Annotated in this window: 23 protein-coding genes and 1 pseudogene; 9 read left to right on the top strand and 15 right to left on the bottom strand. The window is 59.4% G+C overall.

Annotation, left to right across the window (positions count from 1 at the left end):
* Positions 1-29 precede the first annotated feature (29 nt).
* From DEJ54_RS09950 to DEJ54_RS09935, 4 genes are all read right to left on the bottom strand, one after another.
* The gene (locus tag DEJ54_RS09950; RefSeq protein WP_113154424.1) at positions 30-3,149 is read right to left on the bottom strand and encodes a DEAD/DEAH box helicase; all 3,120 of its coding nucleotides are present in this window, start codon (positions 3,147-3,149) and stop codon (positions 30-32) included.
* Positions 3,139-3,954, bottom strand: a complete 816-nt coding sequence (locus DEJ54_RS09945) for a Hachiman antiphage defense system protein HamA (RefSeq protein WP_113154423.1) — start codon at positions 3,952-3,954, stop codon at positions 3,139-3,141. Before DEJ54_RS09945 ends, DEJ54_RS09950 begins: the two co-directional genes overlap by 11 nt.
* Before the next feature lie 601 nt (positions 3,955-4,555).
* Entirely contained in the window at positions 4,556-4,981 is a 426-nt protein-coding gene (locus DEJ54_RS09940; RefSeq protein ID WP_113154422.1) for a VOC family protein, read from the bottom strand.
* A gap of 454 nt (positions 4,982-5,435) precedes the next feature.
* The gene (locus DEJ54_RS09935; RefSeq protein WP_113154421.1) at positions 5,436-6,056 is read right to left on the bottom strand and encodes a helix-turn-helix domain-containing protein; all 621 of its coding nucleotides are present in this window, start codon (positions 6,054-6,056) and stop codon (positions 5,436-5,438) included.
* A 149-nt stretch (positions 6,057-6,205) separates the two neighbouring features.
* Here DEJ54_RS09935 and DEJ54_RS09930 point away from each other — a divergent pair, with 149 nt between their 5' ends.
* The 7 genes from DEJ54_RS09930 to DEJ54_RS09900 are packed head-to-tail and all read left to right on the top strand — an operon-like array spanning position 6,206 to position 14,036.
* Entirely contained in the window at positions 6,206-7,348 is a 1,143-nt protein-coding gene (locus DEJ54_RS09930) for an FAD-binding oxidoreductase (RefSeq protein ID WP_113154420.1), read from the top strand.
* A complete protein-coding gene (locus DEJ54_RS09925; RefSeq protein WP_113154419.1) occupies positions 7,345-8,628 on the top strand; it encodes a TRAP transporter large permease in 1,284 nt (427 codons plus the stop codon). Before DEJ54_RS09930 ends, DEJ54_RS09925 begins: the two co-directional genes overlap by 4 nt.
* Before the next feature lie 30 nt (positions 8,629-8,658).
* A complete protein-coding gene (locus DEJ54_RS09920) occupies positions 8,659-9,633 on the top strand; it encodes a TRAP transporter substrate-binding protein (RefSeq protein ID WP_113154418.1) in 975 nt (324 codons plus the stop codon).
* On the top strand, positions 9,609-10,160 hold the full coding sequence (locus DEJ54_RS09915; protein ID WP_113154417.1) for a TRAP transporter small permease: 552 nt from the start codon (positions 9,609-9,611) through the stop codon (positions 10,158-10,160). Before DEJ54_RS09920 ends, DEJ54_RS09915 begins: the two co-directional genes overlap by 25 nt.
* Positions 10,157-11,623 (top strand): M81 family metallopeptidase, encoded by a 1,467-nt coding sequence (locus DEJ54_RS09910; protein WP_113154416.1) that lies wholly within the window; start codon positions 10,157-10,159, stop codon positions 11,621-11,623. The genes DEJ54_RS09915 and DEJ54_RS09910 overlap by 4 nt, the downstream gene beginning before the upstream one ends.
* Positions 11,624-11,661: 38 nt before the next feature.
* Positions 11,662-13,122, top strand: coding sequence for an amidohydrolase family protein (locus DEJ54_RS09905; protein ID WP_245447803.1), 1,461 nt, complete (start codon positions 11,662-11,664; stop codon positions 13,120-13,122).
* Positions 13,119-14,036 (top strand): GTP-binding protein, encoded by a 918-nt coding sequence (locus DEJ54_RS09900; protein ID WP_113154414.1) that lies wholly within the window; start codon positions 13,119-13,121, stop codon positions 14,034-14,036. The genes DEJ54_RS09905 and DEJ54_RS09900 overlap by 4 nt, the downstream gene beginning before the upstream one ends.
* A 311-nt stretch (positions 14,037-14,347) precedes the next feature.
* On the opposite strand, the gene DEJ54_RS09895 is transcribed toward DEJ54_RS09900, so the two are convergent.
* The 10 genes from DEJ54_RS09895 to DEJ54_RS09850 all read right to left on the bottom strand — a co-directional run bounded on the left by DEJ54_RS09895 (position 14,348) and on the right by DEJ54_RS09850 (position 23,605).
* A complete protein-coding gene (locus DEJ54_RS09895) occupies positions 14,348-14,980 on the bottom strand; it encodes a flavin reductase family protein (protein ID WP_113154413.1) in 633 nt (210 codons plus the stop codon).
* Between the two features lie 9 nt (positions 14,981-14,989).
* On the bottom strand, positions 14,990-15,937 hold the full coding sequence (locus DEJ54_RS09890; protein ID WP_113154412.1) for a carbon-nitrogen hydrolase family protein: 948 nt from the start codon (positions 15,935-15,937) through the stop codon (positions 14,990-14,992).
* Positions 15,934-16,824, bottom strand: coding sequence for an alpha/beta hydrolase (locus tag DEJ54_RS09885; protein ID WP_245447474.1), 891 nt, complete (start codon positions 16,822-16,824; stop codon positions 15,934-15,936). The genes DEJ54_RS09890 and DEJ54_RS09885 overlap by 4 nt, the downstream gene beginning before the upstream one ends.
* 2 nt (positions 16,825-16,826) lie before the next feature.
* Positions 16,827-17,522: an ABC transporter ATP-binding protein gene (locus tag DEJ54_RS09880; protein ID WP_113154411.1), complete on the bottom strand. Its 696-nt coding sequence runs from the start codon at positions 17,520-17,522 to the stop codon at positions 16,827-16,829.
* Positions 17,516-18,292: an ABC transporter ATP-binding protein gene (locus DEJ54_RS09875; protein WP_113154410.1), complete on the bottom strand. Its 777-nt coding sequence runs from the start codon at positions 18,290-18,292 to the stop codon at positions 17,516-17,518. The genes DEJ54_RS09880 and DEJ54_RS09875 overlap by 7 nt, the downstream gene beginning before the upstream one ends.
* On the bottom strand, positions 18,285-19,262 hold the full coding sequence (locus tag DEJ54_RS09870; RefSeq protein WP_113154409.1) for a branched-chain amino acid ABC transporter permease: 978 nt from the start codon (positions 19,260-19,262) through the stop codon (positions 18,285-18,287). Before DEJ54_RS09870 ends, DEJ54_RS09875 begins: the two co-directional genes overlap by 8 nt.
* Before the next feature lie 4 nt (positions 19,263-19,266).
* On the bottom strand, positions 19,267-20,181 hold the full coding sequence (locus DEJ54_RS09865; protein ID WP_204360788.1) for a branched-chain amino acid ABC transporter permease: 915 nt from the start codon (positions 20,179-20,181) through the stop codon (positions 19,267-19,269).
* A 121-nt stretch (positions 20,182-20,302) separates the two neighbouring features.
* Positions 20,303-21,487, bottom strand: coding sequence for an ABC transporter substrate-binding protein (locus tag DEJ54_RS09860; protein ID WP_371685869.1), 1,185 nt, complete (start codon positions 21,485-21,487; stop codon positions 20,303-20,305).
* Positions 21,488-21,522: 35 nt separating this feature from the next.
* Entirely contained in the window at positions 21,523-22,467 is a 945-nt protein-coding gene (locus DEJ54_RS09855; RefSeq protein WP_113154407.1) for a fumarylacetoacetate hydrolase family protein, read from the bottom strand.
* 16 nt (positions 22,468-22,483) lie between these two features.
* Positions 22,484-23,605: a cupin domain-containing protein gene (locus DEJ54_RS09850; protein WP_113154406.1), complete on the bottom strand. Its 1,122-nt coding sequence runs from the start codon at positions 23,603-23,605 to the stop codon at positions 22,484-22,486.
* Positions 23,606-23,762: 157 nt separating this feature from the next.
* Here DEJ54_RS09850 and DEJ54_RS09845 point away from each other — a divergent pair, with 157 nt between their 5' ends.
* Entirely contained in the window at positions 23,763-24,488 is a 726-nt protein-coding gene (locus DEJ54_RS09845) for a GntR family transcriptional regulator (RefSeq protein WP_113156202.1), read from the top strand.
* A 347-nt stretch (positions 24,489-24,835) separates the two neighbouring features.
* Positions 24,836-25,006, top strand: a pseudogene (locus DEJ54_RS09840) (transposase); the annotation flags it as partial.
* 11 nt (positions 25,007-25,017) lie between these two features.
* Here the strand turns inward: DEJ54_RS09840 and DEJ54_RS09835 are convergent.
* Positions 25,018-25,611 carry a hypothetical protein gene (locus tag DEJ54_RS09835; RefSeq protein WP_113154405.1) on the bottom strand — a complete coding sequence of 198 codons (594 nt, stop codon included), beginning with the start codon at positions 25,609-25,611 and terminating at the stop codon, positions 25,018-25,020.
* Between the last annotated feature and the right edge of the window lie 301 nt (positions 25,612-25,912).

Raw genomic sequence — 25,912 nt, 5'->3', positions numbered from 1 at the left:
CCGATCGACGCAACCGATGATGACGCGTGTCAAGCCCATCCTCCAAGCTCAGCAGCGACCCCGACGAAATAGCTTGGCATGTGTGCGAGCACCGCGCGTACGATCTCCTCTTGCTGGCAGGCTGCGCGGACGCCGCCCCGGTCGACGACATTTCCCCAAACGAGGCCGAGAAGACTTGCGACATGACGATCTGCGAACCCCGCCTCGTGAAACGCAATCGCCGCGCGATCGGTCAGGCCGTATTTGATCTGCTTTTGCAGCAGGCTAGCGCTAGTGTGCACTGCGTCGTCCAGCTCCTCTGTCAGATCAGCTATCGATGCAGCGATCATCGCAACATCGTAGCCGAAGCCGCTCTCGCACAGCGCAACAGCATCTTCGACGGTGACATGGTCACGCCCGACTCGAACTTTTGCCTCAGCCAATGTGTCGAAGATCACGGCAAAGGATCTGCCTGCCACCCACTCCTGGAGCGCGCGCGGAACAATATCCTGAACGCTTATCGCCCGGATCGCGCGGGAAGTGGCGAAACGGAGCGCCAACGGAGAAATTTCAGCGAACAGCCGGTTCTCCTGCGCTGCCGTCTGGAGGTTCTCGAGATTGTCGGTGAGCCAGGTCTTGAGTTCGGCCACCGCCGCAGGTGGTAGGGGCGACCGTCGAATGAGAGCACGCTGTTCGCCATCCGTGTTGGTCGCGATCGACTCCCCGATCGACCGAAACACTTCGACGAGACGAACCCGCGTCTCCTCGTCCGCGAGGTGATGGGCCAACGTATTGGCCGCCAGTTCACCGCTCCGCGCTGCGGCGTCCTCGCCTTCCGAGAAGGTCATGTTGGCAACGAGGAAGGCCGCGACGTTCTGGATAGCGCGGGCGCGGCCTTCGATGAACCCGCGGAATTCCCGTTCGCTGATGTTAGGTTGCGCCGCGAGCGCTGCGGCCACGACCTCATCGATCCGGGCGGCATCGGCGAAGGCCAGATCGAGCCACTCGGGCGGGATCTCTTGGACGATCGGCGGCTGGCGCTGCTGATACGAATCGAACAGCGCAAGGATAGAGCTGCGAGACGGTTCAGAGTTTCGAGCGTCGAGGAGTTCGATGGTGCGATTCCACGTCCACCGGCCACGAAATTGCTGGCGCTGATCATAGATGGATGGGGTCGAGAAGATGACGCTGCCCTCGGTGTGCATTCCGGCACGACCGGCACGACCCATCAGATTGTGGAAGTCGCGCACCAGGATCTGTTCGCTGCCCTGGCGCGTCGATGTGACAATCAGATATTTGAGTGGAAAATTCACGCCCTGGGCTAGCGTCGAGGTGCAAATGACGAACTTCGCCAGCCCCTCTTTCATAGCATGTTCGATCGCGAGCCGGATGCCGTGCGGCGTGTCGGCATGATGGGCGAATATCCCAAGCGCTGCCGCCCGGGTCGCCGACGCGCCGGCTCCGAGCTCGAGTTCGCAAAGCCTGCGGATCTTCTCCACCTCGGCGACGTCCGAGGTTTCGACCGGCCATTCGAGCGCGACGCCGCGATCGACGATTTCGACGGCGCGCGAGCAGATTTTCGTTACGCTGTCCTTTCGGCCGCAGAAGATCGCAACGCTGCCGTTGCGCACGACGTGCAAGCCGAGGAACAGACCGACGTCACCGCCGGTCTTCTCGGGAAATCTGCGCTCGGCAGTTTCCTTGCCGCGGAGCGGCAGAGCGAGATCGCCGATGATGCGCGGCACGAAATACTCTCGCTCGGCCGGATCCTCGGGCTTCACATATTCGAGCCGCCCGCGCTGGTCCTGCCAACTTGCGAACGCGATGCTCTTGTTCGTCGGCAGCAGGCCCTCGGCGCCGACAACCGCATTGGCATCGCCGATCAGCCATGCGGCGACATCCGGCGCGTTGCCAATCACGGCGGAGATGAGAATGATCTGGGTCTCCGCGCGGAGCGTCATGCGCAGCGAGGTGAGGAGGAGCTCGTAGGTTGGCCCCCGTGTCATCCCGTCGAATTGATGCCCTTCGTCGTAAATTACCAGACCGATCCGCTCGGCTAGGTCGGGAGCCCGGCGCAACATGTAGAGGAGCTTTTCGGGCGTGACGATCAGCACCGAATCTTCGGCGAACAGCGCATCGAGAGCGAGGTCGAACTGATAGGCGTCCGATGCTTCGTCCAGCCGCACATTCTCGCCGGCAAAGGCGGCCATCAAGTCGCCCCGGATGTCGTGGCAGAGCGAACGATAGGGGGCGACGATGACGGCGAGGTGCGCTCGACCCGATAGAAAGGCTGATCGAATGATGATTTCGGTAGCGCGGGTCTTGCCCGCGCTCGTCGGCATCTGGATGACCACGGAGCGACCCGCGAACACGCCGGCATCAGCGATCCGTTGCTGGGCGGGCCAAAGCTCGATCGGAAAATGCGGCTTGGCGAGCGCCGGGCGCCAGACGTCCGGCTCCAATCCTGATGCATCCGGCAGGATGGTCCGCGCAGCGTTTCTGAGCTTGAGCGCACACAAGGCACCGGCTATGTCGCCGTAGAGCAATTCGCGCGGTGAGCCAGATCGGTGGAAATTCTCACGGAGTCCGCGGCAAACCTCGGCAATGCCACCTGCTTCCGCCTCAAAGCTGAAATAGCCGTCTAACGCCTGCAGGAGCTCGCTCGTCACCGCTTGATGAGCGTGAGGCGCGTCAATGGGGAGGAAGCTGTTCTGGAGGATGCTGTAGACGAGATGGCCGAGGCCGCCAGCGAGGTCGAGATCGGGCGCCGCCATTTGCCGTATGATCACGGTCGCGCTGCCGACATTCCCGCCGATGTAGTAAGCCGCGGCGCACAGCAGGGAAAACTCGGTGTCCAGGTCAGCGTCGAGCTGCGCGTTAAGATAGGCATCGAAGAAGATCGAGGCGAAGCGCAGCACGTCATGCGGATTTTCGTCCGGCTCCCCCCAGCCGAGCGGCTGGGGAAGCGCGGCCGGTGCGAAAGCCGCACCTTCGAGTGTGTCGGCGACGGCGGCCGCAACGTCACCCAGAATGCCGATCGCCAACGAAAAGAGCATAGACGGGTCGCGCGGCAGCGCATTGAAGTCCGCCGGCGCGACGCGAAATTCGTGCATCTTTGCCCGTGCTCGCGCGGTGGACAGGATGGTGTGCGCGGTCGCCTCAGGCCTCATCGGCTGCCCTCTCGTAAAGCGCATGCACGAGCTTCATCAGCGACGGTCCGCGGATCACTAGAAGGCGCAGATTCTCGTGGTTGAAATGAGCCGCACCGTCGATCGCCGCGAGATCGGACTCGGCGAAGACGGCCTCATCGAGAATGGCGGCTGCGCCGTTGATCCGGCGGAAGGGTCGGTCGGCCTGGTTCTGAAAGCGCTCGACCTTGCGGGCATTGCCCATCTCGCCCCGATCGAAGAAGCGCCGTTTGATGGCATTGAGGCTCATACCTTCGCGAAGTCTGTCTTTGATGCTGTCGTCGATCGCATCTTGGAGCCGATTTGCGTCGGTCGCCGACATGCCGGACTTGGACTCGAAGATAAACAGCTCGTCGGCCGGGCCGGGATTGTCCTCGTTAGCGAATTTGAACCCGATGACATCGCACCCCTTTGTCGAGTCGTTTCGATTCCAGCGATCCTGGTAGCGCAGCTCGCGGGGGCACCAATATCCCAGGAAGTATTCGATGAAGTCGGCCACTATGATCTCTCCAAAGTCTCCTGATCGGAGACTCGGCCCAGGTGCCGCCGTCGCATCGGGGAAGAGAATCGTTCGCAGATAATCGGCATGGTCGAGCCCGGTGCCGCCCGCCATAAACGGCAAATCAGCATCGGCGATATAATGTTTGCGAAAATGCCTAGCCCAATTCGATAGAATCTCAGGATCGTCTTGTGGATTGAGCTCCCAGATCTCGATTTCGCGGCCGCATGCCGTCGCCTTTCGTTCCCCGGTGTCGACTAGCCAGTTCAAATGGCTCGGTGCCGCCACGATCTAAATTCCCCCCGACCGATGTACTGAGATGCCCTTAAATTGAAGCGCATCTTTGAAGGATTTCATGGCTGCGACGCAAGCTTTAAGGCAAGCAACTTGCTCCACAAGGCGTCGCATATCCTGCTATCCGACGTCTAAGCGATCATCGTAGCTTATTGAATGTGGTTATGACCAGCATTCAACCGTCTATTTTTCGTAACACCCCCGTGACACCCGTTGGCTCCAAGCTCAACGGAGTCTGGTTCGCATCCAGCCTGCTAACAGCTGTCAGTCCGCAGACGGCCCCGACCTAGTCGCAGGTCAGGCGCTTAACGAAAGGTAGCTTTCCGCAAACCACGGCACGCCTTCGGACTTCCGTGATGGGGTAGAAAGCTGGCCGGGAAAACTTTGCCTGATCACGCAGATCCAGAACGGCAGCTTACCGCCTAACGCTTGCCTGAAGCGGACCGTCGGGAGACGGCCCCAAAAGCGACGTTGGGGAAAACACTTCCCAGTCTCAGCAAGGCTATGGGACGCCAACGACTGGGATGGGATGGAAAGCGGACTGACGGCATTCGGGGCCCGCATAAGAATTGCGGACCCAAAACTGTAGTTTTGATCAAGTTGGCGCGGGACGTGATCCAAAGCTTTGGTAGAACCGAAGCAGATAGCCATCCGGGTCGGCAACAACAAACTGCCGGTTCCCACCTTCCTGATCACCGACGCGATACCATCTATCCTCGACAGGAAGATAAAGGGGATGGTGGTTTTGACGGAGAGCTTTGACAAGAGGTTCTATCGAGCGAACCCGAATCTGAATATTTAACCCTTTTTCAAAGGGGTGGCTGTCGGGTAGGTGCCCATCATCGAACGTCCGCCCTTCTCCGATCTGATCGATCATCAGCTCTGCGTCGCCAAGTTTTAGGTAGCAAAAGCCTTCCTCCGGGCGCTCATAAGAACACTCGAAGCCGAGTACCTCGCAATAGAAGAACTTGGATCTCCGCCAATCAAAGACGGCGAACTCCGGAACGAGTGCGTTGCTCATTTTCCATTCTGCCCCATACTAGACTAGGCCCCCACGGGACAATGTCAGCTTCAGAAAATTATCCTTTGCCGCAGGAATAGCAACAAATGGGTCGGGAAACGGATAGACCACTTCCAGGCGTCTGAGACAGGGTGGGTAGCGGAAGGGCAGTTTTAGACGATCGAAGCGGCATTTCTGCCGTTACGGTCATCGCATTTCAAGGACAACAAAACTCCAACACACATCGGTTCGGAAAAGCATATGCTCGCGATCAACGCTATCTATCAGTTGAAGGCCGAATGATGCAGCAAGTTTGGTCGTCTGAGCGGTTGAGACGTCAAACTTTCGTCGGCCGTGGGGAACTGGGCCATGTCGCAGGGAGATGAAAGGCTCATCGGCACCTTCCGCCGCATGAGCCAGACACCCGGGAGATTCCGGTTCGGGTGGTCAAAAACGGGGTGCACGTCAATTGAAATCAATTGATCTCAAGCCTGTCACTCTCAGCCTCAGAGTCTTTTGAAACCCGTAACGGCTCCGTGCAGATGCAAAAAACCTCGGCGTCCCGATCCCCTGCATTGACGTAGGCATGCCCCATTGTGCTGTCGAGATAGATGCTCTCGCCAGGTCCCAGCCTCACAGGTGCATAGAACTCCGAATGGACAACGACCTCCCCATCGATAACGACCAGAAACTCTTCGCCGCCATGCTTCTCCAGCGGGCCAAACTCCTTGATGGATGATGCTTTGATGCGCGCGTGAATGGGAACCATTCTCTTGTTGGTCAACTCTCCACAAAGATATCTGTACACATAGTTCTTGGTATCGATCACAACACCATCGCCATCCCTCGACGGTGCGAAGCGGCTATTGGGCGACGACTTCTCGCTTTTGTCATCCCCGATCAACTGCCCGATTGTCAGGTCAAGCCCCTCCGCCAGGCGCAGGACTTTGTCCAGCGTCGGGGAAAGCGCGCCATTTTCAATTTTGGAGATTGTGGAAACGGCAACGCCCGAGAGTGAAGCAAGGTCGCTGAGCGTCAATTGACGGGACTTGCGCAAGTGTCTGAGCCGTGCCCCCAGTGCCTGGGTGGTGGTCATGAGCCGGTGTTCCTCTTTCAATCTCAGATGGTTGTATCAAGCCTCCAGTCGATTGGAAATTATTTTCGCATAGGAAAACTTTTGTTGATTTCCGAAAATTCTTCGATAGCGTTGGGGCAATAGAATAGCTGTGGAAGGGCTAACACTACATGCCGGATCGCTCCGTTTCAGCAGACGCAATCGTCATCGGTGCAGGCATTGCAGGCGCTTCCGTGGCCGCCGGGCTTTCAAGAACCATGCAGACGGTATTGGTCGAAATGGAGGCACAGCCGGGATACCACACGACCGGGCGATCCGCTGCCGTGTTTGCCCCCAGTTACGGTCCGCAAAGCGTCCGTGCCCTGACCCGGGCTTCCCGAAGCTTTTTCGGCGCCCCTCCAGACGGATTCACGGACAATCCGCTTCTGACCCCGCGAGAGATCCTGATGCTCGCAAGGGAGGATCAGCTGGAGGCGCTTGACAGACTGATCGACACGGCATCCAGCGAGACAAGAGTGGAACGATTGGTTCCTGAGGCGCTAAGAGCGCTTCAACCCCTCGTACGAGCGGGCTACGCAGCAGCCGGAATGCTGGATAAAGATGGCCAGGATATTGATGTTGCCGCGCTCCATCAGGGATTTCTGCGCGTTTTCAAGGCCCGCGGCGGCCAGCTTCTAAACAATGCACCGGTGCAGGCGCTTGAGCGCATCGGCAATGACTGGGAAATTCAAACAAAGATCGGCACTCTCACCGCGCCTTTGGTGATTAATGCCGCCGGCGCTTGGGCGGAAGAGATCGGCCAACTCGCCGGCGCTGAGCGCATCGGGCTCATTCCGAAGCAGCGCACTGCAATGGTCGTGGCCGAACCGGAAGGTTTCACGCGTCGCGATGCTCCAATCACTATCGATATCGAAGAACAGTTCTACCTCAAACCGGATGCAGGACGCCTGCTGATCTCACCCGCCGACGAGACGCCGACGGTTCCGTGCGATGCGCAGCCTGAGGAGATTGACGTCGCAATCTGCGCAGACCGGATCATGACGGCCTTCGATCTCGATATTCGTCGGATCGACAACAAATGGGCGGGGCTGCGCAGCTTCGTTTCGGACAAGGAGCCGGTAATCGGTTACTCAAAGGTGGCGCCCGGCTTCTTCTGGATGGCAGGACAGGGAGGGTATGGCATCCAGTCCGCTCCTGCGGCAGCGGAGTTGGCAACCGCCCTGGTGCAGGGCACGACCCTTCCGACCCATATTCTAGATCAGGGACTTGACCCTCTCTGCATCAAGCCCGACCGCATGGCGTATTCGGCATGATCTGGCTCATCCCGATAGTTGCCATTGCAATGTTGGCTGCTGGGCTGGCACTGGCCTACGTCATCGGCGGCGCGGCTGTGATGACCTTCATTCTGACCGACAACACCCGCTATCTGGCAGTCCTGCCACAGAAGGTCTTTTCGCAGATCAGCGTTTTTTCGCTTCTGGCGATGCCGCTCTTCATTCTGGCCGGCGAATTGATGAACCGCGGCGGCGTCACAAAGTCACTGATCGACCTTTCAATGGCGTTGATCGGGCGCCTGCGCGGAGGATTGGGGCATGTAAACATCATGACCTCCGTGTTCTTTGCAGGCATCTCGGGTTCGGCTGTCGCTGACGCAGCGGCACTCTCCAACACGCTCGTTCCGGAAATGCGCGAACGAGGCTATACGGCAGAGTACGCGGGAGCTGTCACGGCAGCCTCATCCATCATCGGTCCAATCGTGCCACCGTCGATCATCCTGATCTTCTACGGTGCCCTGATGCAGACTTCGGTGGCGGCACTTTTTGTGGCCGGCATCGTTCCGGGCTTGCTCCTTGCCGCCGCGCTGTTCGTCGTGAACGGGTGGTACGCATGGCGTGAAGATCATCCGCGCGTCGAGAAGTCTGATACGCGACCTTTGTTGCCAGCGATTGTTGCTGCGATACCGGCGTTATGCCTGCCGCTAATCATCGTCGGCGGGATCATCTTGGGCTGGATGACGCCTACGGAAGCAGCAGCAGTCGCCGTGTTCGCAGCTGCAATCGCTGCCTTCTTTTACTCGCCGCTCACGCGCCAGGACATCTGGGAGAGCTTTTCACGATGTGCCGTTCTGACGGGATCGATCTTCATGATCCTTTGCGCTGTCGCCGCTTTCGGCCATCTGGCCGCGCTGGAACGCATCCCTCAGGCCATTGCAGGACTGGTTGAGGAAATGGGGCTTGGGCCGATCGGGTTTCTGATCGCGATGAACCTGCTCTTCATAGTGGCAGGCATGATCATGGACGTGCCAGTTGCACTGGCGCTTCTTGTACCCCTTCTGGCCCCTGTCGCCCTGGCCAACGGCGCTGACCCGGTCCATCTGGGCATCATGATCTGCTTCAATTTGTGCATCGGTCTGGTAACCCCTCCACTAGGAGGCTGCCTCCTGATCGTGTCGACGGTCACGGGTGTCAATTACTGGAAGCTGGCCCGCGCCGTCGTTCCCTTCATCATTGCAGAGATCATTGTACTAGGAGTGCTTGTTTACGCCCCGGAGATCAGCCTTTGGCTGCCCCGAACCCTGGGGCTTTGGGAGTGATGCAAGAACCAATTCACTGGGAGGAATACCATGCTGAAACTGACCAACGTCCTCAAGGCATCGGCAGTTAGCCTCGCGCTGACATTTCCGGCCTTGGCGGAAGTGAAGATCGCCCTTGACAGCCCACCGGATCTGGAAAATTCCGGAACATACATGTGGGCCCACACCTTTGGCGAATATCTCAATGAAAATGGCATAGAAGCCGTGGAGTTCGAGCGGAACTCCCTGGGAGAAGAAGCTGAACGTCTCGATCAGGTCAGCCAGGGCCTGCTCGAAGTATCGATGTCGGACGCAAAATCTGCCGGCACACTGGATGGAACGATCTTCGGCGCGATGATGCCCTACTTCTTTGAAGATCTCGCACAATTGGACAAGGCGCTTGGCGAAGGCGGAATGCTGGCCAGGATGAACGAAGGCACGACACCCAAAGGTGTTCGCATACTGGACGTTGTGATGACCGGCACCCCCACGGGCATCTTCACCACGGAGGTTCCGATCCGCACCTTCGACGATATCAAAGGCGTTCGCATGCGAGCGCTCGATGAGGTGCAGATCAACACCTTTGAGCAATGGGGCTCGAAAGGAACGATTGTCTCCTGGTCGGAGGTGCCAAACGCGCTGCAGACCGGTGTCGCCGGAGGCTATATCAACCCTGCCTTCGTGCCAGTGACCTACGGACATACGGCCTTCATCAATTATTTCACCAACGCGCGACTGAGCCAGTCTGTCCGCGTCGCGATTGCGTCGGAAGACTGGTACCAGAGCCTTACGGACGAAGAGCGCGAAATCGTCCAGCAGGCGGTCGAGAAGGCTCACAAAGCCAATCGCAAGCTGGTGTCTGACGACACGGCCGTTCTGAAGCAGCTGGAAGAAGCCGGGATCGAAGTGATCGAACTTCCGGTTGAGGAACGCGCAAAATTCCGTAAAGCCAGTCAGCCCATCTACGATTCAACGGATATGCCAGAAGGCGCTCTGGAGGCATGGAACAAAGCGGTGGGGCGCTGACAGTGACGGCGATCGCGGACGGGCTGAACTGGTTCTCCTGGCGTCTGAACCGACTTGCACTTCTTGGCGCAACACTTGCTGTGGCAATCATGCTTGCCGCAGCCGGTTGGCAGGTGATCGCCCGCTACCTCTTGAACCAACCTCCCATCTGGACGGAGGAGCTTGCAAGATTTTCGATGGTCTGGGGCGGACTTCTGGGTGCGTCCTGCGCCTACCGCTTTCGTCGCGACCCCAATCTGTTTCCAGATGCACTGGAAGCCTCCGGGTTTCGGGGGCTGGCGTTTTCTCTTACACGCTCGTTCGGCGTGCTGTGCTTCATCCTGCCTATTCTGTGGTTCAGCTTTATGGGGCTGGGTGCCAACCCGGCACGGAGCTATATCGCGCGCCTCGCCGGTCGACAGACCGAGACAATGGATCTGCCCATGGTGGTGTTCGGCATTGCAATCCCCCTGGCCTTTGCGGTGATCCTTTTCCATGTTCTGGCGGATATTGCGACTGCGCTGGCAAATTTCGGGAACAAAGAATGAAACTTTTCATGGCGTCGCTGGCGACGGAAACCAATTCTTTTTCGCCTATCCCCACTGGCTGGAGTGGGTTCAAGGAACACCTTTACACCAAGTCCGCGTCTCGCGGTGAGGCGGGGCTTTACGCGGCAGCTGTGACCCGTTGGCGTGCAATGGCAGAGGCTCGAAGCTGGGAGGTTGTCGAGGGGCTTTGCACGTATGCACAACCCGCAGGCCCGACTGTGCGCGCCGTATACGAGACGATGCGTGACGATATCCTCAGCGACTTGCGTGCGGCCATGCCGGTCGACATCGTCCTAATGTCCATGCACGGAGCAATGATCGCGCAAGGCTACGACGATTGCGAAGGCGACATGATGGCCCGTGTGCGGGAAATCGTGGGTCCCGACGCCATCATAGGACTGGAGCTTGACCCGCACTGTCACCTGACGAACCAAATGCTGGACAATGCGACCGCGATTGTCTGTTACAAGGAATACCCGCACGTCGATGTTGTCGAACGGGCGGAAGACCTTTTCATACTCTGTGCCGAGGCTGCTGCAGGCAGGGTGATACCGGTCATGCGGGACTACGACTGCCGCATGATGGCGATGTATCACACCCCTTTCGAACCTATCCGCGGCTACGTCGACCGCATGTCCGCCATGGAGGGCAAGGACGGCATTCTCTCCGTCTCACTGGTGCACGGTTTCCCATGGGGAGACAGCCCGCGCTGCGGCACCCGTACGCTGGTCATCGCAGACGGGAACGCCAGCCTGGCCGAGCGTCGCGCCAGAGAACTCGGACAGGAGCTCTGGGCGATGCGCGGCGATCTGCGACGCTTCCCCAACATGGAGGATGGTCTTGATCTGGCGGTGAAGCTTGATACCAATCCGGTTGTCCTTGCCGATTTCGCGGACAATGCGGGTGGCGGCGCACCCTCAGATTCGACATTTGTCCTGCGGGCGGCACTGGAACGTGGCCTCAGGGATATCGCGTTCGCAACATTCTGGGACCCGGTTCTGGTCGCCATGTGCATGGACGCGGGGGTCGGTTCTGAAATGGCTGTACGCCTGGGCGGGAAGATCGGGCCTATGTCGGGAGACCCGGTGGACTTGACAGTGACCGTGCGCGGGATCGTCACCAACGCCGTACAGCATTTGGGTACAGCAGAAATGAACATGGGCGACTGCGTCTGGCTGGAAGCTGACGGTGTTCATATCGTGATCAACACGCTGCGCACGCAGACCTTCCATCCAGAGGCTTTCGAGAATTTGGGTATCGACCTCTCCAAAATGAAATATGTGGTCGTGAAGTCGTCGCAACATTTCTATGACGGGTTTGCGCCCATTGCAGCGGAGGTCATACATCTGGCAACGCCCGGTGCGATCACCCCGGATTACACCATCGTGCCCTACACCAGGCGGGACGGAAACTTCTGGCCCAAGACGGAAACCCCCTTTGCCGAAAAGGACGTCGCACCGTGACCGAAACCTATGACATCATACTGCGCAACGGTCGCGTGATGGACCCTGAAACCGGATTGGACAGGGTTTGCGACGTAGCGATTTCAGCCCACAAGATTGCCAGAATTGGACATTTCGAAGGTAACGCTGCCCGCGAAATCGACGCCACCGGACTGATCGTGGCACCCGGTTTCCTCGACCTGCATGCTCATGGGCAATCCGTAGCCGCAGACCGGATGCAGGCCTTTGATGGTGTGACTACCACTCTGGAGCTCGAAGTCGGCGCGCTGCCGGTAGCGGGATGGTATGAAAGACAGGCCACGCTGCCCCGTGCACTGAATTACGGTACTGCTGCCGCCTGGATATTCGCACGCAAGGTCGCCTTCGGCGCAATCGAGCTCGATGCAGATGTGCATCCGATCGACCAGATGGGTGCCGGTTCGGAAGATATGTGCTGGTCCACGGAAGCTGCCGATGCCCAGCAGACGGACGAGATCGTTTCCCTGGTGCGACAGGGGCTTGATGAAGGGGCTATCGGCATCGGATTGCCCAACGGCTACGCCCCCGGTGCCGGGGTGAAGGAGATGGCGGATATCTGCGATCTCGCCTTTCAGTACGGGACGCCGACCTTCACGCACATCGCATATCTAAGCAATATCGACCCGAAAAGCTCCGTCGACAGTTATGTCCGCCTGATAGGGCTGGCCGGCGCTACCGGAGCGCACATGCATATCTGTCACCTTAACTCAACCTCGTTGATGGATATCGAGCGCGTGGTCGAGTTGGTCAGCAAGGCGCAGGAGCAGAATCTACCGGTCACGACAGAGGCGTATCCTTATGGCACCGGTGCGACCGTGGTCAGCGCAGGGTTCTTCATGGAACCCGAGTTCGTCAAACGCACCGGAAGCAACTACTCGAACATCGAACTGATCCGCAATCATCACCGCTTCACCGGGCGAGAAGATATGCGCCGGGCCAGAGAAACATCTCCTACGGATCTGGTGATGTGGCACTTTCTGGATGTGGATGCCAATGACGAGCATCGCCGTCTTCTTGACCTGTCGGTCACCTACCCCGGTGGTTCCATCGCTTCGGATGCCATGCCTTGGATAAATGAAGACGGCAGCATTTACGAAGGCCTCGAATGGCCGCTACCCGATGATCTCTCCGCTCATCCCAGATCGTCCGGAACCTTTACCCGGTTCCTGCGGGAACATGTCCGCGAACGCAGGACCATGTCCTTGATGGATGCATTGGCCAAATGCACTATCCTGCCCGGCAAGGTAATCGACCGCTGCGCCCCGCAGATCGCAAAAAAGGTGCGCCTTCAGGAAGGCTGCGACGCGGACATTGTGGTCTTCGATCTTGAGACCCTCACGGACAGGGCAGAATTCAATGCGATGAACAGACCATCGGAGGGTGTTCGGCAGCTCCTGGTCAACGGTCAGTTCGTTATTCTGAACGGGGAATTGGACACCGGCGCTGCGCCCGGACAGCCGATCCGACGTGAGATGCCGTGAGTGTTCCTGTTCTTCTGGTTGCCGGGTTTCTGGGCGCAGGCAAGACGACCTTCATTAATCGGCTGCTTCAGGCAGATCACGGGCTGCGCATCGCGGCCATCGTCAACGACTTCGGCTCGATCAACATCGACGCCGAACTGCTCGCCCGGACGAGCGAGAATGTTATTGGCCTGAAGAACGGCTGCATCTGCTGCTCCTTGCAGGGCGATCTCATGCGCACACTCAAGGTGGTTCTGTCCCGCACGCCGAAACCCGAGTTAATCATGATTGAGGCGAGTGGCGTCGCGGACCCGGCCGGCATCGTCCAGTCGCTCATGGATCCGGTCATCTGGAAGGAAGCACGTCTGGAAACCGTGATCGGCGTTGTTGACGCTCCCGATTCGGCCTGGCGTGCAGATGACCCGCTTTGGCAGGCACAGCTGCGGGGCTCTGATATCCTGCTCCTGTCTAAGACTGCGGAATGCTCGGACGATGAACTGAAGGCGCTTCGCGCTGATCTGGCCTCATACGGAAAAAACTGCATCCTCGACATGGATGATGCACCCGTCCCGCTGAGCGCCCTTTTCATTAAAGACGACAATCCCCGCGCGATGGTGGAAGTAGACCTCCAGAATGACGGCCGGTTCCGCCACGTGGAGTGGGAGTTCGAAGCCCCCCTGGACCTGCATGCCTTTCAAGAAGCGATTTTACGGATCTCCGACACCGCGCTGCGCGGCAAAGGCCTTCTAAGCTTTGCAGGTAGACAGGGCAGGCACGTCTTCCAGCTCGTTGGAAAACGCGCCACCCTATCCTCTGCACCATGGGATCAGGAGAAAGGCTGCAGGCTGATACTCATTGGGGAACGCAACACATTCGACGCCGACGCAGTATTGCGTAAACTAAACGAGCTGCGAATGAGTGCATCCGACGTCTAAAGTACCTGCCACAGCCACGCATATTGTCCCCAACACGGCATCAGACTACCCGACAAATGCTATCCTCTTTCTCCGTTGAGAACCTCGGAACTCTTGGGCATAGTCGTACCTACAGGTGCATGCCTATGCCTTATCGGCTATGCTGGCTGTCCGGTCAAAATGGGGTGCGCTCCGTAGACCTCGCTATTCGATTGGTCTGAATAGAGACGTTGTGCTTTATGTATCCATCGAAGAAAGGCCCGCTATTGGACAGGCGCCCCCTCTCTTCCGGCAGCGCCAAAAGCAGGCTAACGCGACATGCTCTTCTAACGCTATCGCTCGGCAAGCCAGTCGGCATAGCTCCGGCGGTCGACCTGGAACGTGTCGCTCGAGCGCGCATACCAACCGCGCCCGTGCATTCGGGCAATGAGACCTAGCGCCGGGGTGTCGATATGGCCGCGCTCGGCGTCGAGAACGAAATCGTCGGCGACACGGATTTCCACGACCCGGCCAACCACCAGTGCCTGATGGGCCCCGGTGACAAGAACGCTGTGGCTGACACATTCGAAGGATACCGGCGCTTCGGCGATATGCGGCGACGCCACCTGCTGTCCGGGCAAGGCCGTCAGTCCCGCGCATTCGAGTTCGCTGATATCCTCCGGTGCGTCCATCGATGTGATGTTCATCGCCTCCGCCAGATGCTCTGGCACGAGGTTCACGACGAACTCGCCACCGCCCAAGATATTGCGCGCCGTATCCTTGAAGCCGCGATCCGGATCCGCCATCACACCGATGGCGACGGTGGGCGGTCTGTGCCCCATCACATTGAAAAAACTGTAAGGCGCGGCATTCACCACGCCTTGCGGCGACAGGCTCGTCACCCAGGCAATGGGGCGCGGCGTGACGGTTGCCGTCATCACCTTGTAGCCGATCTGCGGGTCGAGTTCGTCAAGCTTGAAGCGCATGGGATGGCGTCATTCACTCAAGGGTTCATCGCTCATGTTTGAGACCGCCCGTTTGGGACGGTCATCAACCCTGAGCTGAAAGATATCGGGGCGCGCATAGTGGCCTGTCACATCGAAATCATATTTCCCGCGCGCCACGGCGCTCATGTCGATATCGGCGTAAAGCACCGTCTCGCCCTCGAAATTCGGACCCGCGAGCACGTTTCCAAGTGGGTCGACGATGGCACTGCCGCCACGCATCAAAACGGTATCGGGATCATCTCCCAGCGCGCATTCATGATCGTCGGGAAATGCGCCGCGCGTGATGTGCTGACAGGCGCTCAAAACGAAGCAGCGGCCTTCCAGCGCAATGTGCCGCATCGAGGGGAGCCACGTGTCACGGTCATCGGCGGTGGGCGCGCAATAGAGGCTGACCCCCTGGCTATACATATGCATGCGCAGCATGGGCATGTAGTTCTCCCAGCAGATCACGGCGCCGATGCGGCCGAGCGTGGTTTCGAAAACCGGCATGGTGGAGCCGTCGCCAAAGCCCCAGATCAGGCGCTCGCCGGCAGTGGGCATCAGTTTGCGATGCTTGCCGACAAGCCCCTTCTCGCCATCGAAAAACAAGACCGTGCAATAAAGCGTGCCGCCGTCACGCTCGATGCAGCCCACCACGGCAAAGAGGCCGGTTTCCGCCGTTGCCCCGGCTATCGCGGCGACTTCCTCACCGTTCAGATCGATGGCGCGTTCATAATAATCACTGAACGCCGCGCGGCCTTCAGGCTTGCGAATGCCTATGGGAGCGCCGAAGGAAGCACCCTTGGGATAGCCGCCGAGAAACGCTTCCGGAAAGACGATGAGTTCCGCCCCTTGGCCCGCCGCCTCGCGAATGATGGCTGCCGCCTTTTCGGCGGATGCGAGCGCGTCGACGGGATTGGACGCCGTCTGTGCAACGGCTGCCTTGAACGATTTCATACGGTTTCTCCCTGAGCATCTCGGACGATCGAGGCGCACACGGCCTCAACCAGAACTCCATCGGGCTCGCAAAGGCTGAGCGCAATATTGAAATGATTGTGCGACGGCATGTCGATCACCCGCGCTGCATGACCAGCAGCTTGCCAGGCCGCTGCGTAGTCCTGTGTCTGACGGATGAACTCGCCGGTTTCCAGCCCACCGACCGAAGCGATAAGCCGCGCACCCGATTTTTTGGGGATGCGGCGAATGGGCGAATTTTCGGCGATCGAGGCCGCGTCAAACCGCATCCATCCGTTCACTTGCGTGTGCTGCAAAGGAGAAAGCTCGTGCAGCCCGCTCAGCGCGAGAACCGTGCCGATCACACCCGACGGCAGATCGAACGCATCAAGCCAGTCATCGGCGAGCACCATGCCCGCAAGGTGGCCGCCGGCGGAAGAGCCGCCCACATGGATTTTCCCTACATCGAGGCCGTGTTCCGCACCATTCTTTCTGAGCCACGCGACGGCGCTTCGCACCTGACGCACAATTTCGCCAATACCGGCCTCAGGCGCCAGCGTGTAATTCATCACAGCGACGGAAATGCCGTGCGCCGTCAGACCGCCGGCAGCAAAGGCATTGTCATCCTTCGAGCCGCCGCGCCAGTAGCCACCGTGAATCCACAGGAAGACGGGGCTGCCTTCGCCCGCCGGATAAAGGTCGAGCATCTCGCCGCTCTGCCGGTCATAGACAATATCGCGTTTGGCAACATGACCTTGCCGGACGCGTTCGCTCTCGGCAACGTAGCGGGCGTGTTCCGCCTCGTAGGAGGCAACGCTTTCGCGCGCATTGTATTCACGCTCCAGCGTCGGCTGGTCCATGCCCCGATAGAGCGGTGAGGCTGCATCCATCTTCATACCCCCAAATAGCGATGGGCGAGGTCGTCGTTGGCCGAAAGCTCCTCCGGCGAACCTTGCCAGACCACCCTGCCCTTCTCGACGATGTGGTGCCGGTCGACCAGCGGAGCCATTTCTTTCAAGTTCTTGTCGACCACGAGGATCGATTGTCCGACTTCCTTTAGCTGGCGCAGCGTTGCCCAGATATCGGCGCGGATCACGGGTGCTAGCCCCTCCGTCGCCTCGTCGAGGATCAGGAGCGCGGGATTGGTCAGAAGCGCGCGGCCCACGGCCAGCATCTGCTGCTCACCGCCAGAAAGCGTGGCCGCAAACTGGCCGCGCCGCTCCTTCAGGCGCGGAAAGAGATCGTAGATGCGTTCAAGGGTCCAGCCAGCCGCCCCGCCGGGCCGGGATGTGGCGACCAGGTTTTCCTCCACCGTGAGCGATGGGAAGACCCGCCGCCCCTCAGGCACCAGCCCGATGCCCCGCCGGGCGATGGCGTTGGGTTGCAGGGCGGTGATGCTCTCGCCTTCAAGCTGAATGTCGCCGCCGCGCGCGCGCACCATTCCGAGAATGGTGTGGATGGTCGTGGTCTTTCCCATGCCGTTGCGGCCGATCAGCGAAGTCACCGAACCGCGCGGCACTTCGAAATCCATACCGAACAGCACCTGGCTAACGCCGTATCCCGCTTCGAGCCCGGTTACTTTCAGCATGTTTCGTCTCCCAGATAGGCGCTGCGCACTTCCGCACTCTGCCGCACCTCCTCCACCGTGCCGGTAAAAATCACGCGGCCATAGACCAGAACGCTGATACGGTCGGCGAGCGTGAAGACAGCATCCATGTCGTGCTCGACTAGGAGCATGGGGTATTCGCCCTTCAGTTCCTGAAGCAGGTCGACCATACGGGCGGATTCCTCCGCCCCCATGCCGGCCATGGGCTCGTCCAGAACCAGCACATGCGGCTTGCGCGCAAGCGCCACCGCGAGTTCGAGCTGGCGGCGCTCGCCATGGGCTAGATTGGCAACCTGCCGGTTTTCGCGTCCCGCCAGCCCTGCCTTGCCGATCCAATGAATCGCCTCGTCACGCAGCGCGGCATCATTGCGCGGATTGGTGAAGAGATTGAACGATCCCCCTTCCATGCAGTCGAGAGAGAGGATGACGTGTTCGAGCACGCTGAATTCGAGACATAGCTGCGTCGTCTGAAAAGAGCGTCCGAGCCCAAGCCGGGAGCGTTTGAAGGCGCTCAGATCGGTGATGTCGCGCCCCTTGAAGCCGACACGGCCCGCATCCGAGCGCAGCTCGCCGCAGATCTGCGCGATGAGCGTGGATTTGCCGGCGCCATTCGGCCCGATCAGAGCGTGGATTTCGCCGCTGCGCACATCGAGTGTGACATCGTCGGTGACTTTGAGTGCGCCAAATGCCTTGTGCAGGTGATCGAGCGAAAGGATGGCCTCGCCCGTCTTGATTGCGGCTCCATCAGTCATGGCGTCCTCCCTTCAGGAAGCGGCCAAGCATCCCCTGCTGGCCGAACAGTGCGATCAGCACCAGAATGGGGCCCATGACGATCATCCAGTGTTCGGTCCAGATGGTGAGGATCTGTTCAAGCCCGATGAAGGCGGCAGCACCCGCGATGGGGCCGAGAAGCGTGCCCAGCCCGCCCAGCGTGACAATGGCCATGAACTCGCCGGACTTCGCCCAGGTGGCCATATCGGGTGTGACGAACTCGGCATAATTTGCCCACAGCACGCCCGCGAGCCCTGTGCCGACGGCAGAGATGACAAAGGCCGTGAGCCGGAAGGGCAACGGGTTGACGCCGAGATTGACGGCGCGGCGTTCGCTCTGCCGCAGTCCCTGAAACACCATGCCGAAACGTGAATTGACGATGAAACGGCAGAATACGACCCAAACGACGAGCAGGCCGAGGGCGAGATAATAGAACGCGAAAGGGTCATCGAGATCGATGCCGGGCATGGTGTTGCGCATGTCCATCATCAACCCGTCATCGCCGCCATAATATTGCAGGGAAACGAGGATGAAATAAACCATCTGGGCGAAGGCGAGTGTGATCATGATGAACTGCACGCCGCGTGTCTTGAGCGCCAGATAGCCGATCACGAGACCGAGCAGCGCACAGGCAAGAAGCGCCAGCGGCCAAAGGATAAGCGCCGAATTGCTGCCCTCCCAGCCAAACATCGTGTCACCCATATTCGTGTGGTATGCGAGGACCGCCACCACATAGCCACCGAGGCTGAAGAACATGGCGTGGCCGAAGCTCACCAGCGCGCCGTAGCCGATGATCAGATCGAGGCTGACCACCGCCAGCGCGTAGATGACGATACGGGTGAGGAGCGGCAGGCCGCCATGCCAGCCCATCTGCGCCACCACGAAGGGCGCGACGATGAGCAGGATCAGCATGACAAGGCCAGTCAGCGTGAAACGGTCGAATTTGGACATCGGTTCAGCTCCGGGCAGGAAACAGGCCATAGGGCCGAACGAGGAGAACAAGCGCCATCAGGACATAGATGCTCGCTGAGACGAGACCGGCAGCAAGCGTGTCTGCCACCGAATGGGGCAGGAGCGCCGTGAATATCTGCGGCACATAGGCCCGGCCGAGACTGTCGACCATGCCAACCAGCATCGCGCCAACGAATGCGCCACGTATGGAGCCAACACCGCCGATGACGATGACCACGAAGGTGGTGATGAGGATGCGCTCACCCATGGCGATCTCGACGGCGAGCAGCGGCGCCGCCATGATGCCGGCAAGCCCGCACAGGATCGCGCCGAGACCGAAAACGCTCATATAGAGCACGCGCATGTTGACGCCGAGCGCATCGACCATCTGCCGGTCATCGGCGCCGGCGCGCATGAGCATGCCGAAGCGCGTGTGGTTGACGAGCAGCCAGAGGCCAAAGGCCACGGCAAGCCCGACCGCGATGAGCGCGACCCGCATCAGCGGATAGGCGAGACCCGGGAAGAGCGTCACCGAACCTTCCAGGAAGGGCGGAATGTTCATGAAGATCGGGGAACGGCCGACAATTAGCGTCACCGCCTCGTTGGTGAACAGGATGAGGCCGAGCGTCGCCAGAACCTGGTAGAGATGGTCGCGATTATAGAGCCATCGCACCACGACGCTTTCGACAAGAAGGCCATAGAGGCCCGCGCCCGCCATGGCGGCCAAGAGCCCCATGAGAAACGAACCCGTGGAGGCAACGGTGAGCGCGCCGCAATAGGCGCCGATCATATAGAACGTGCCGTGCGTGAGGTTGATCACCCCCATAATGCCGAACACGAGGGTCAGGCCCGAGGCCAGCAGGAAGAGGAACGCGCCATATTGCAGGCCGTTCAACAACTGTTCAATGAAAAGGATCATGGCGTTCCAATGCTCGCCGGTCTGGGGTCGATGGCTGCCCGCCCCGAATGCTTCGGGGCGGATGGAGCGCCCGGCAGCGTTTTGCCGCCGGGCAATTCCGTTCAGGAAACGGCCTTGGCCATTAATCCATCTTGCAGTCTTTGGCGTAGGCGTCCTGATGGTTCTCGGCGATGCGCTCCACCACCGTCTGGACGATCTCGCCATTGGAGTTCTTTTCGAACCGCGTCAGATAATAGTTCTGGATCGGATGCTGGTTCGGACCAAATGTGTATTTGTCACGGATCGGTTCGAAATCGGCCTTGGCGAGTGCGGCGCGGAATGCGTCTGCATCGTCGATGTTTCCGCCCACCGCATTGAGCGCCGAAGCGATCAGATTTGCCGTGTCGTAGGCCTGTTCGGCATACATGGTCGGCGCGCGGCCATAGGCTTCCTCGAAGCGTTTGACGAAATCACGCGAGGCGTCGTTGTCAAACTCGGTGGTCCAGAGCGCCGAGGCATAGACGCCATCGGCGGCATCGCCCGTCGCCTTCACCATCTGTGCATCCAGTGAGAAGGCCGGCACGAGCATGGGCACGCTGCCCTTCAGGCCAGCATTGTCGTATTGCTTGGCGAAGTTGATGCCGGCGCCGCCGGGATGGAACTGGTAGATGGCATCGGGTGCGGCCGAGCGAATGCGCGCCAGTTCGACGGAAAAGTCGGTCTGGTTGAGGTTGGTGTAGATCTCCTCCACCACTTCGCCCTCATAGGTGCGCTTGAAACCGTTCAGCGCGTCGCGGCCCGCCTGATAGTTGGGCGCGAGGATCACGACCTTGCCATAGCCGAGCTTGTTGGCCGCCAGGCCCGCTGCCTCATGGAACGCATCGTTCTGGTAGGAGGCGACAAAATAGTTCGGGTTGCACTTCTCGCCGGCAAAGACGGACGGGCCCGGATTGACGCTGACGTAGAAACCACCCGATTTCATGACAGTCGGCTGCACGGCAGCAAGCACGTTGGAGAAGTTCACGCCGGTGAACAGCTTGACGCCCGACTGCACAAGACGGTCGGCCGACTGCTTGGCATTGGCCGGCTTCAGGCCATCGTCCTCGACCTCGAGCACCACCGGCGTTTCGCCCAGCTTGCCATCGTCGCCGATGGCCAGCATGAAGGCGTCGCGGATGTCCTCACCGATATAGCCGGCCGGTGTCGAAAGCGTTGTGATGAAGCCGATGCGCAACTCTTCCGCCGATGCCTGCGCGGCCATGACCGTTGCCAGCGCGGTGGCCAGAAGGCTGGTCCGCATTGCCTTGCCCTTAAGTCCCATTGTCATGTTCTCCTCCCTTGGATGGCTTGGACGCAGCCGGATCAGCCGGCTTTGCGCTGACGCGAGAAATCATTACCGACAGCCACCACCGGATGGCGGATCGTGCCGATACCCTCGACGCAGGCTTCCACCACATCGCCAGGCCACAACCATTCCTGCGGATCGCGGCCCGCACCGACGCCTTCGGGCGTGCCGGTGGCAATGATGTCGCCGGGATCGAGCGTGATGGCGGCCGAGATGTCGGAGACCAGCATCGGAATCTTGAACAGCATGTGCTTCGTGTTCGATCCCTGCTTGCGCTCACCATTGACGGTCAGCCAGAGGTCGAGATCGTGCGGGTCCCCCACCTCGTCGGCAGTGACGATACAGGGACCGAATGGCGCGTAGCTGTCCTGTCCCTTGGAATAGATCCACTGACCGGCGCGGCGGTTGTCGCGCGCGCTGACATCGATCATCACGCTGTAGCCAAACACGTAGGAAAGCGCGTCTTCCTCGCTCACCTTGGTGGCCTTGCGCCCGATGATAGCAGCGAGTTCTACTTCCCAGTCGAGCTGCTGCGTGATCGAAGCGTTGTGCTCGATCGCATCATCCGGTCCGATCACCGCCATAGGTGGCTTGCTGAAGATGACAGGCTCCTTGGGCAGGTCCTTCGACGTGTCGAGCGTGCGGCTCGATTCCTCCACATGCTCCACATAGTTGAGACCAATTCCGAAGATGTTCTTGCGCGGCCGCGGGATGGGGGCCAGCAGGCGTACATTGGCGAGTGGGACGGTGGTGCGCACCGGCCAGGCGCCGCGCGCCTCATCAAGAAGCCGCCGGAGCGCGGCAAGGCCGTCCGGGCCAAGGTCGATCAATTCCAGCATCGAGGCGGGAAAATCCTCGCCAAAGGCGATGCCCAGCGCTTCCACGTCGACAACGCTTTCACCCTCGATGACGCCAAGACGCGCGGGCGCCTCGACCGAGGCCCTGTAGGTAACCAGTCGCATTCAGATATGTCCTTGATCAGTCTTGTGGTTGGTGACCGCCATTGTTGGCCAGCGCTTCTTCCCGGTAGAGACCGAGCGAGCGCATCACCGGCAGGTCGTTGAAACAGAACAGGCACGCATCGTCGCCATCGGACAGATTGGCATGCTCGTGCCAGGCCCAGGAGGGCACGCAGAAAATGTCGCGCTCCTGCCAGTCGAACCGTTTGCCGCCAATGACCGAGTAACCCTTGCCCTTGGCCACCTGATAGAGATAGCTGCCCGTGTGGCGGTGAGCTTTCGTCTTCTCGCCCGGCCGCAGCATCTGCATGCTAGCGCCGATGGTCTGCATGACCGGACCGGAGTTGACCGGATTGATATATTCCATCAGCACACCATCATAGGGTGAGCCGTCGGTCGCGTCGGCATAGCGCTTCAGCGCTTCATAGGTGCGCTCCCACTCATATTTGTAGAGCGGCGAATAGCCCTTTTCCCACACGCCGCCGCCCGGTGTCAGACCCGGATTGCCCCAGGTTTTGGTCATATCATCGACCGCAAAACCCACGGCCTGTCGTAAATCGGGGTGAACTTCGTAAAAATTCGCTTCAAGTGCGTTGACCAGCGGAATGTCGAGCCCATCCTGCCAGATGCAGGGGCTGCCACCTTCCTCAACGCCGTGTTCGTGCCAAGTGCCATTCGGCGTCAACACGAAATCATTGGCATTAAGCGTCATCTTGTGGCCGTCGACGATGGTGTAAGCGCCCGAACCCTCCATGATGAAGCGGAGCGCCGAGGCCGAATGCCGGTGCGCGGATGCCGCCTCGCCCGGATGCATGACCTGGAGCCCCGAATAGAGCCAGCCGACGGCGGCGGCAAATTCGCGCCTGCCTGGATTGTTGAGGTAGATCACGCGACGGCCGGCCTTTTCCGGCGTCACCAGTTCGACCGAGCGCAAGACATGCTCGCGCAGGTCGCGATAGCGCCAGATCATCGGCACGGAAGAGGATTGCGGCTCCCACGGCTCAATCTTGTTGGCGACGGTCCAGAGCGCGCCAGCCTCCAGAGACTCCAGCTCGTCGTAATAAGCCAGAAGCTCCGGCGTATCCTCCACATTGGCGCGGCCCGCCACGTCCTCGCGGTAGTTTTCCCTGCCCGACGACATCTCAACCTCCACTTTTCAATGGGGGGAAGGATAACAGCAGGATTTTCGCTGTAAACGCTTATTTTCGAAAATATGAATTTTTTCGTTTTTTGCATGCATCGATGTGCTATGCTGCCCTCCATCCAAGAAGGCGAAGCAGCGCGAACAGGAACAGGACGTGTCGGGGAAGAAAAATCCGCGTGAAACCACGCTAACGGAAGAAGCGTATCAGAAGCTGCGCTGGGACATCGTCAGCGGTACGCTGCAGGCGGGCAGCCCGTTGCGGCTGGATAACCTCAAACAGCGATACGGACTGGGATACTCTCCGCTGCGCGAGGCTTTGAACAGGCTGCACAGCGAGCGGCTTGTCATGTCTGTCGCGCTGCGCGGCTTCACCGTCGCGCCTTTGTCTCTGACGGAAATGTGGGACGCCGTAGACACACGGATCCACATTGAGGCGGAGGCGCTGCGCCGCGCCATCGAGTTCGGAGACGACGACTGGGAGACAGGGGTGATTTCGGCCTTTCACGGCCTCTCCCTGAAAGCCAGGAAACTGGAGCAGATGGACGCGCCGCCAATGGATGAGATGAAGGCGCTGGAAGACCGGCATCACCGGTTTCACCATGCGCTCATCAGCGCTTGCCGATCAAACTGGCTTCTTGATTTCTCTAACAAGCTCTATGTGGAAACCGAGCGCTATCGGTTCCCGGTTCTGGGCGGCCCGCTGGCTCGGCCATCGCGCGATCTTGCGCTGGAGCATCAGGAGATCATGGAAGCGGCCATCGCGCGCGACACAGATAAGGCGACCTCCCTCCTGTGCAGACATTATCGGCGCACGGGAGAGACCCTGTCCACACGCTACGAGCAGGACAAGCAGCCCGTCGCAACCGTAGTAGGTGCTTAACCGCAAGAAAGCCCAACCCACGCGTCACCTTCAGACATTCACCACCGTCGGAGAACCGAATGAGTAGCACGCCACTGACAAGAATGCGTGACACCAATATCTTCGATCTATCCAGAGATAGCTGCAAAGTGGCTGCGCAGACAACGCAATCCGCAAATATCGATGACAGTTGCGTTTGAGTAGACGCGGCACAAGCGCCTTTACGGTGATGCCAGATGCGACCATCGCAATACGGGTCAAAATACTCCTACATGGTTAGGACACTGCTGCTCTGACCCCTGAAAACTGGGGCGTTCGAAACTGTATTTTACCGCGGTATCGTCCTTTGGCTGGGAGGGGCAGAACTGGATATTTGCCGCCGGGCGGGAAGCAGCCAGGTGACCCACTTCAACTGGAAAGAGAAATATGACGGACTGCTGCCGACCGATATGAAGCAACTGAAGCAGCTTGAGGACGAGAACGGCGAGCTCAGAAAGCTGGTAGTCAATCTCTCATTGGAGAAGGAGATGCTGCAGGACACGAGCATGTGTCATATCGCGCAGATTCCTGAAAACCGCTCTCTGAGGATCTGGCGGGCTTGCGGCTCGCAAACAGCAGGATCATCCGCCTCTTTTAGAAGATCGACGAGAAAACGGCGAAGTGTTTCACGAGTCGCCGCTAGTTTCATGGCCGGCCCTGTTTCACCCAAAGTCCAATCATGCCACCCGCCACCATTGTGCATAATCGCGAGCACGTCGAAGTAATTGTCCGTGGGAGCGGCCTTTCGACCCAAATCAAAAGCATCGTCAGCGATAATCAACCGGAAGACCGGTTCACAAACGTCCTCGAAGTCGACTGCCTCACCAGTCTCAAGAAACGTCCTCAGGCTTGTCAGGAAGTTGCAGTCTTCGTCCCAGCCGCGAAAGTAGCCAGGCAACAGGGTTCCGCTGGCCCGAGCTTCGGACTCGCCATAGACAGCCTCGGAGAACAGCGGTGCGCTCCCGAGAAAGAAGCCAATCTGAAATTTGGCATAGGCCTCCCCGGGAAATGTAACCGGTACTTGAATCGAGTTCCACTTGATCGAGAGTTTCAATCGCCGATCGAGCGGAAGCTCATCATTCGCAGCGTCAATTAGGTCCGCCATCAAAATCTCCACACAAAATTGCAATAACCCTTGCCATTGCTCGCGATTGCGTCGTCATTGCGTCCGGGTACAGCAAGAGCCCGAGCGATAACCTCGAACGCGTCACACCCACCGTTCAGTACTGTTCCCTCAATCCAGTCCTCCTGCCCTGTGAACTTCGCGATTACATCAGCACTTCAGGGCCTCGTTGGCACCCAGGTCCTGCATCGCGCTGAGCAAGACGGACTGGTCGACGCCAAGTCATAGGGAAGCGCCGATCAATCGCGCTGGCGGCACGGAGAAACATAATTTCGAAAGAACA

The sequence above is a fragment of the Nitratireductor sp. OM-1 genome (assembly GCF_003296175.1).
Lineage (GTDB): Bacteria > Pseudomonadota > Alphaproteobacteria > Rhizobiales > Rhizobiaceae > Nitratireductor > Nitratireductor aquimarinus.
The sequence above is the reverse complement of the archived record's forward strand: the minus strand, read 5'-3'. Positions and strand labels throughout refer to the sequence as shown.

Excerpts from the sequence above, each read along its gene's own strand:
- DEJ54_RS09905 (WP_245447803.1), top strand. The coding sequence starts at position 11,662 with ATGGACCCTGAAACCGGATTGGACAGGGTTTGCGACGTAGCGATTTCA.
- DEJ54_RS09930 (WP_113154420.1), top strand. The coding sequence starts at position 6,206 with ATGCCGGATCGCTCCGTTTCAGCAGACGCAATCGTCATCGGTGCAGGC.
- DEJ54_RS09880 (WP_113154411.1), bottom strand. The coding sequence starts at position 17,522 with ATGCTGAAAGTAACCGGGCTCGAAGCGGGATACGGCGTTAGCCAGGTG.
- DEJ54_RS09915 (WP_113154417.1), top strand. The coding sequence starts at position 9,609 with ATGGAACAAAGCGGTGGGGCGCTGACAGTGACGGCGATCGCGGACGGG.
- DEJ54_RS09890 (WP_113154412.1), bottom strand. The coding sequence starts at position 15,937 with ATGAAATCGTTCAAGGCAGCCGTTGCACAGACGGCGTCCAATCCCGTC.
- DEJ54_RS09850 (WP_113154406.1), bottom strand. The coding sequence starts at position 23,605 with ATGTCGTCGGGCAGGGAAAACTACCGCGAGGACGTGGCGGGCCGCGCC.
- DEJ54_RS09885 (WP_245447474.1), bottom strand. The coding sequence starts at position 16,824 with ATGGATGCAGCCTCACCGCTCTATCGGGGCATGGACCAGCCGACGCTG.
- DEJ54_RS09835 (WP_113154405.1), bottom strand. The coding sequence starts at position 25,611 with ATGGCGGACCTAATTGACGCTGCGAATGATGAGCTTCCGCTCGATCGG.
- DEJ54_RS09940 (WP_113154422.1), bottom strand. The coding sequence starts at position 4,981 with ATGAGCAACGCACTCGTTCCGGAGTTCGCCGTCTTTGATTGGCGGAGA.
- DEJ54_RS09920 (WP_113154418.1), top strand. The coding sequence starts at position 8,659 with ATGCTGAAACTGACCAACGTCCTCAAGGCATCGGCAGTTAGCCTCGCG.
- DEJ54_RS09895 (WP_113154413.1), bottom strand. The coding sequence starts at position 14,980 with ATGCGCTTCAAGCTTGACGAACTCGACCCGCAGATCGGCTACAAGGTG.
- DEJ54_RS09910 (WP_113154416.1), top strand. The coding sequence starts at position 10,157 with ATGAAACTTTTCATGGCGTCGCTGGCGACGGAAACCAATTCTTTTTCG.
- DEJ54_RS09855 (WP_113154407.1), bottom strand. The coding sequence starts at position 22,467 with ATGCGACTGGTTACCTACAGGGCCTCGGTCGAGGCGCCCGCGCGTCTT.
- DEJ54_RS09865 (WP_204360788.1), bottom strand. The coding sequence starts at position 20,181 with ATGATCCTTTTCATTGAACAGTTGTTGAACGGCCTGCAATATGGCGCG.
- DEJ54_RS09875 (WP_113154410.1), bottom strand. The coding sequence starts at position 18,292 with ATGACTGATGGAGCCGCAATCAAGACGGGCGAGGCCATCCTTTCGCTC.
- DEJ54_RS09925 (WP_113154419.1), top strand. The coding sequence starts at position 7,345 with ATGATCTGGCTCATCCCGATAGTTGCCATTGCAATGTTGGCTGCTGGG.
- DEJ54_RS09935 (WP_113154421.1), bottom strand. The coding sequence starts at position 6,056 with ATGACCACCACCCAGGCACTGGGGGCACGGCTCAGACACTTGCGCAAG.
- DEJ54_RS09870 (WP_113154409.1), bottom strand. The coding sequence starts at position 19,262 with ATGTCCAAATTCGACCGTTTCACGCTGACTGGCCTTGTCATGCTGATC.
- DEJ54_RS09950 (WP_113154424.1), bottom strand. The coding sequence starts at position 3,149 with ATGAGGCCTGAGGCGACCGCGCACACCATCCTGTCCACCGCGCGAGCA.
- DEJ54_RS09860 (WP_371685869.1), bottom strand. The coding sequence starts at position 21,487 with ATGACAATGGGACTTAAGGGCAAGGCAATGCGGACCAGCCTTCTGGCC.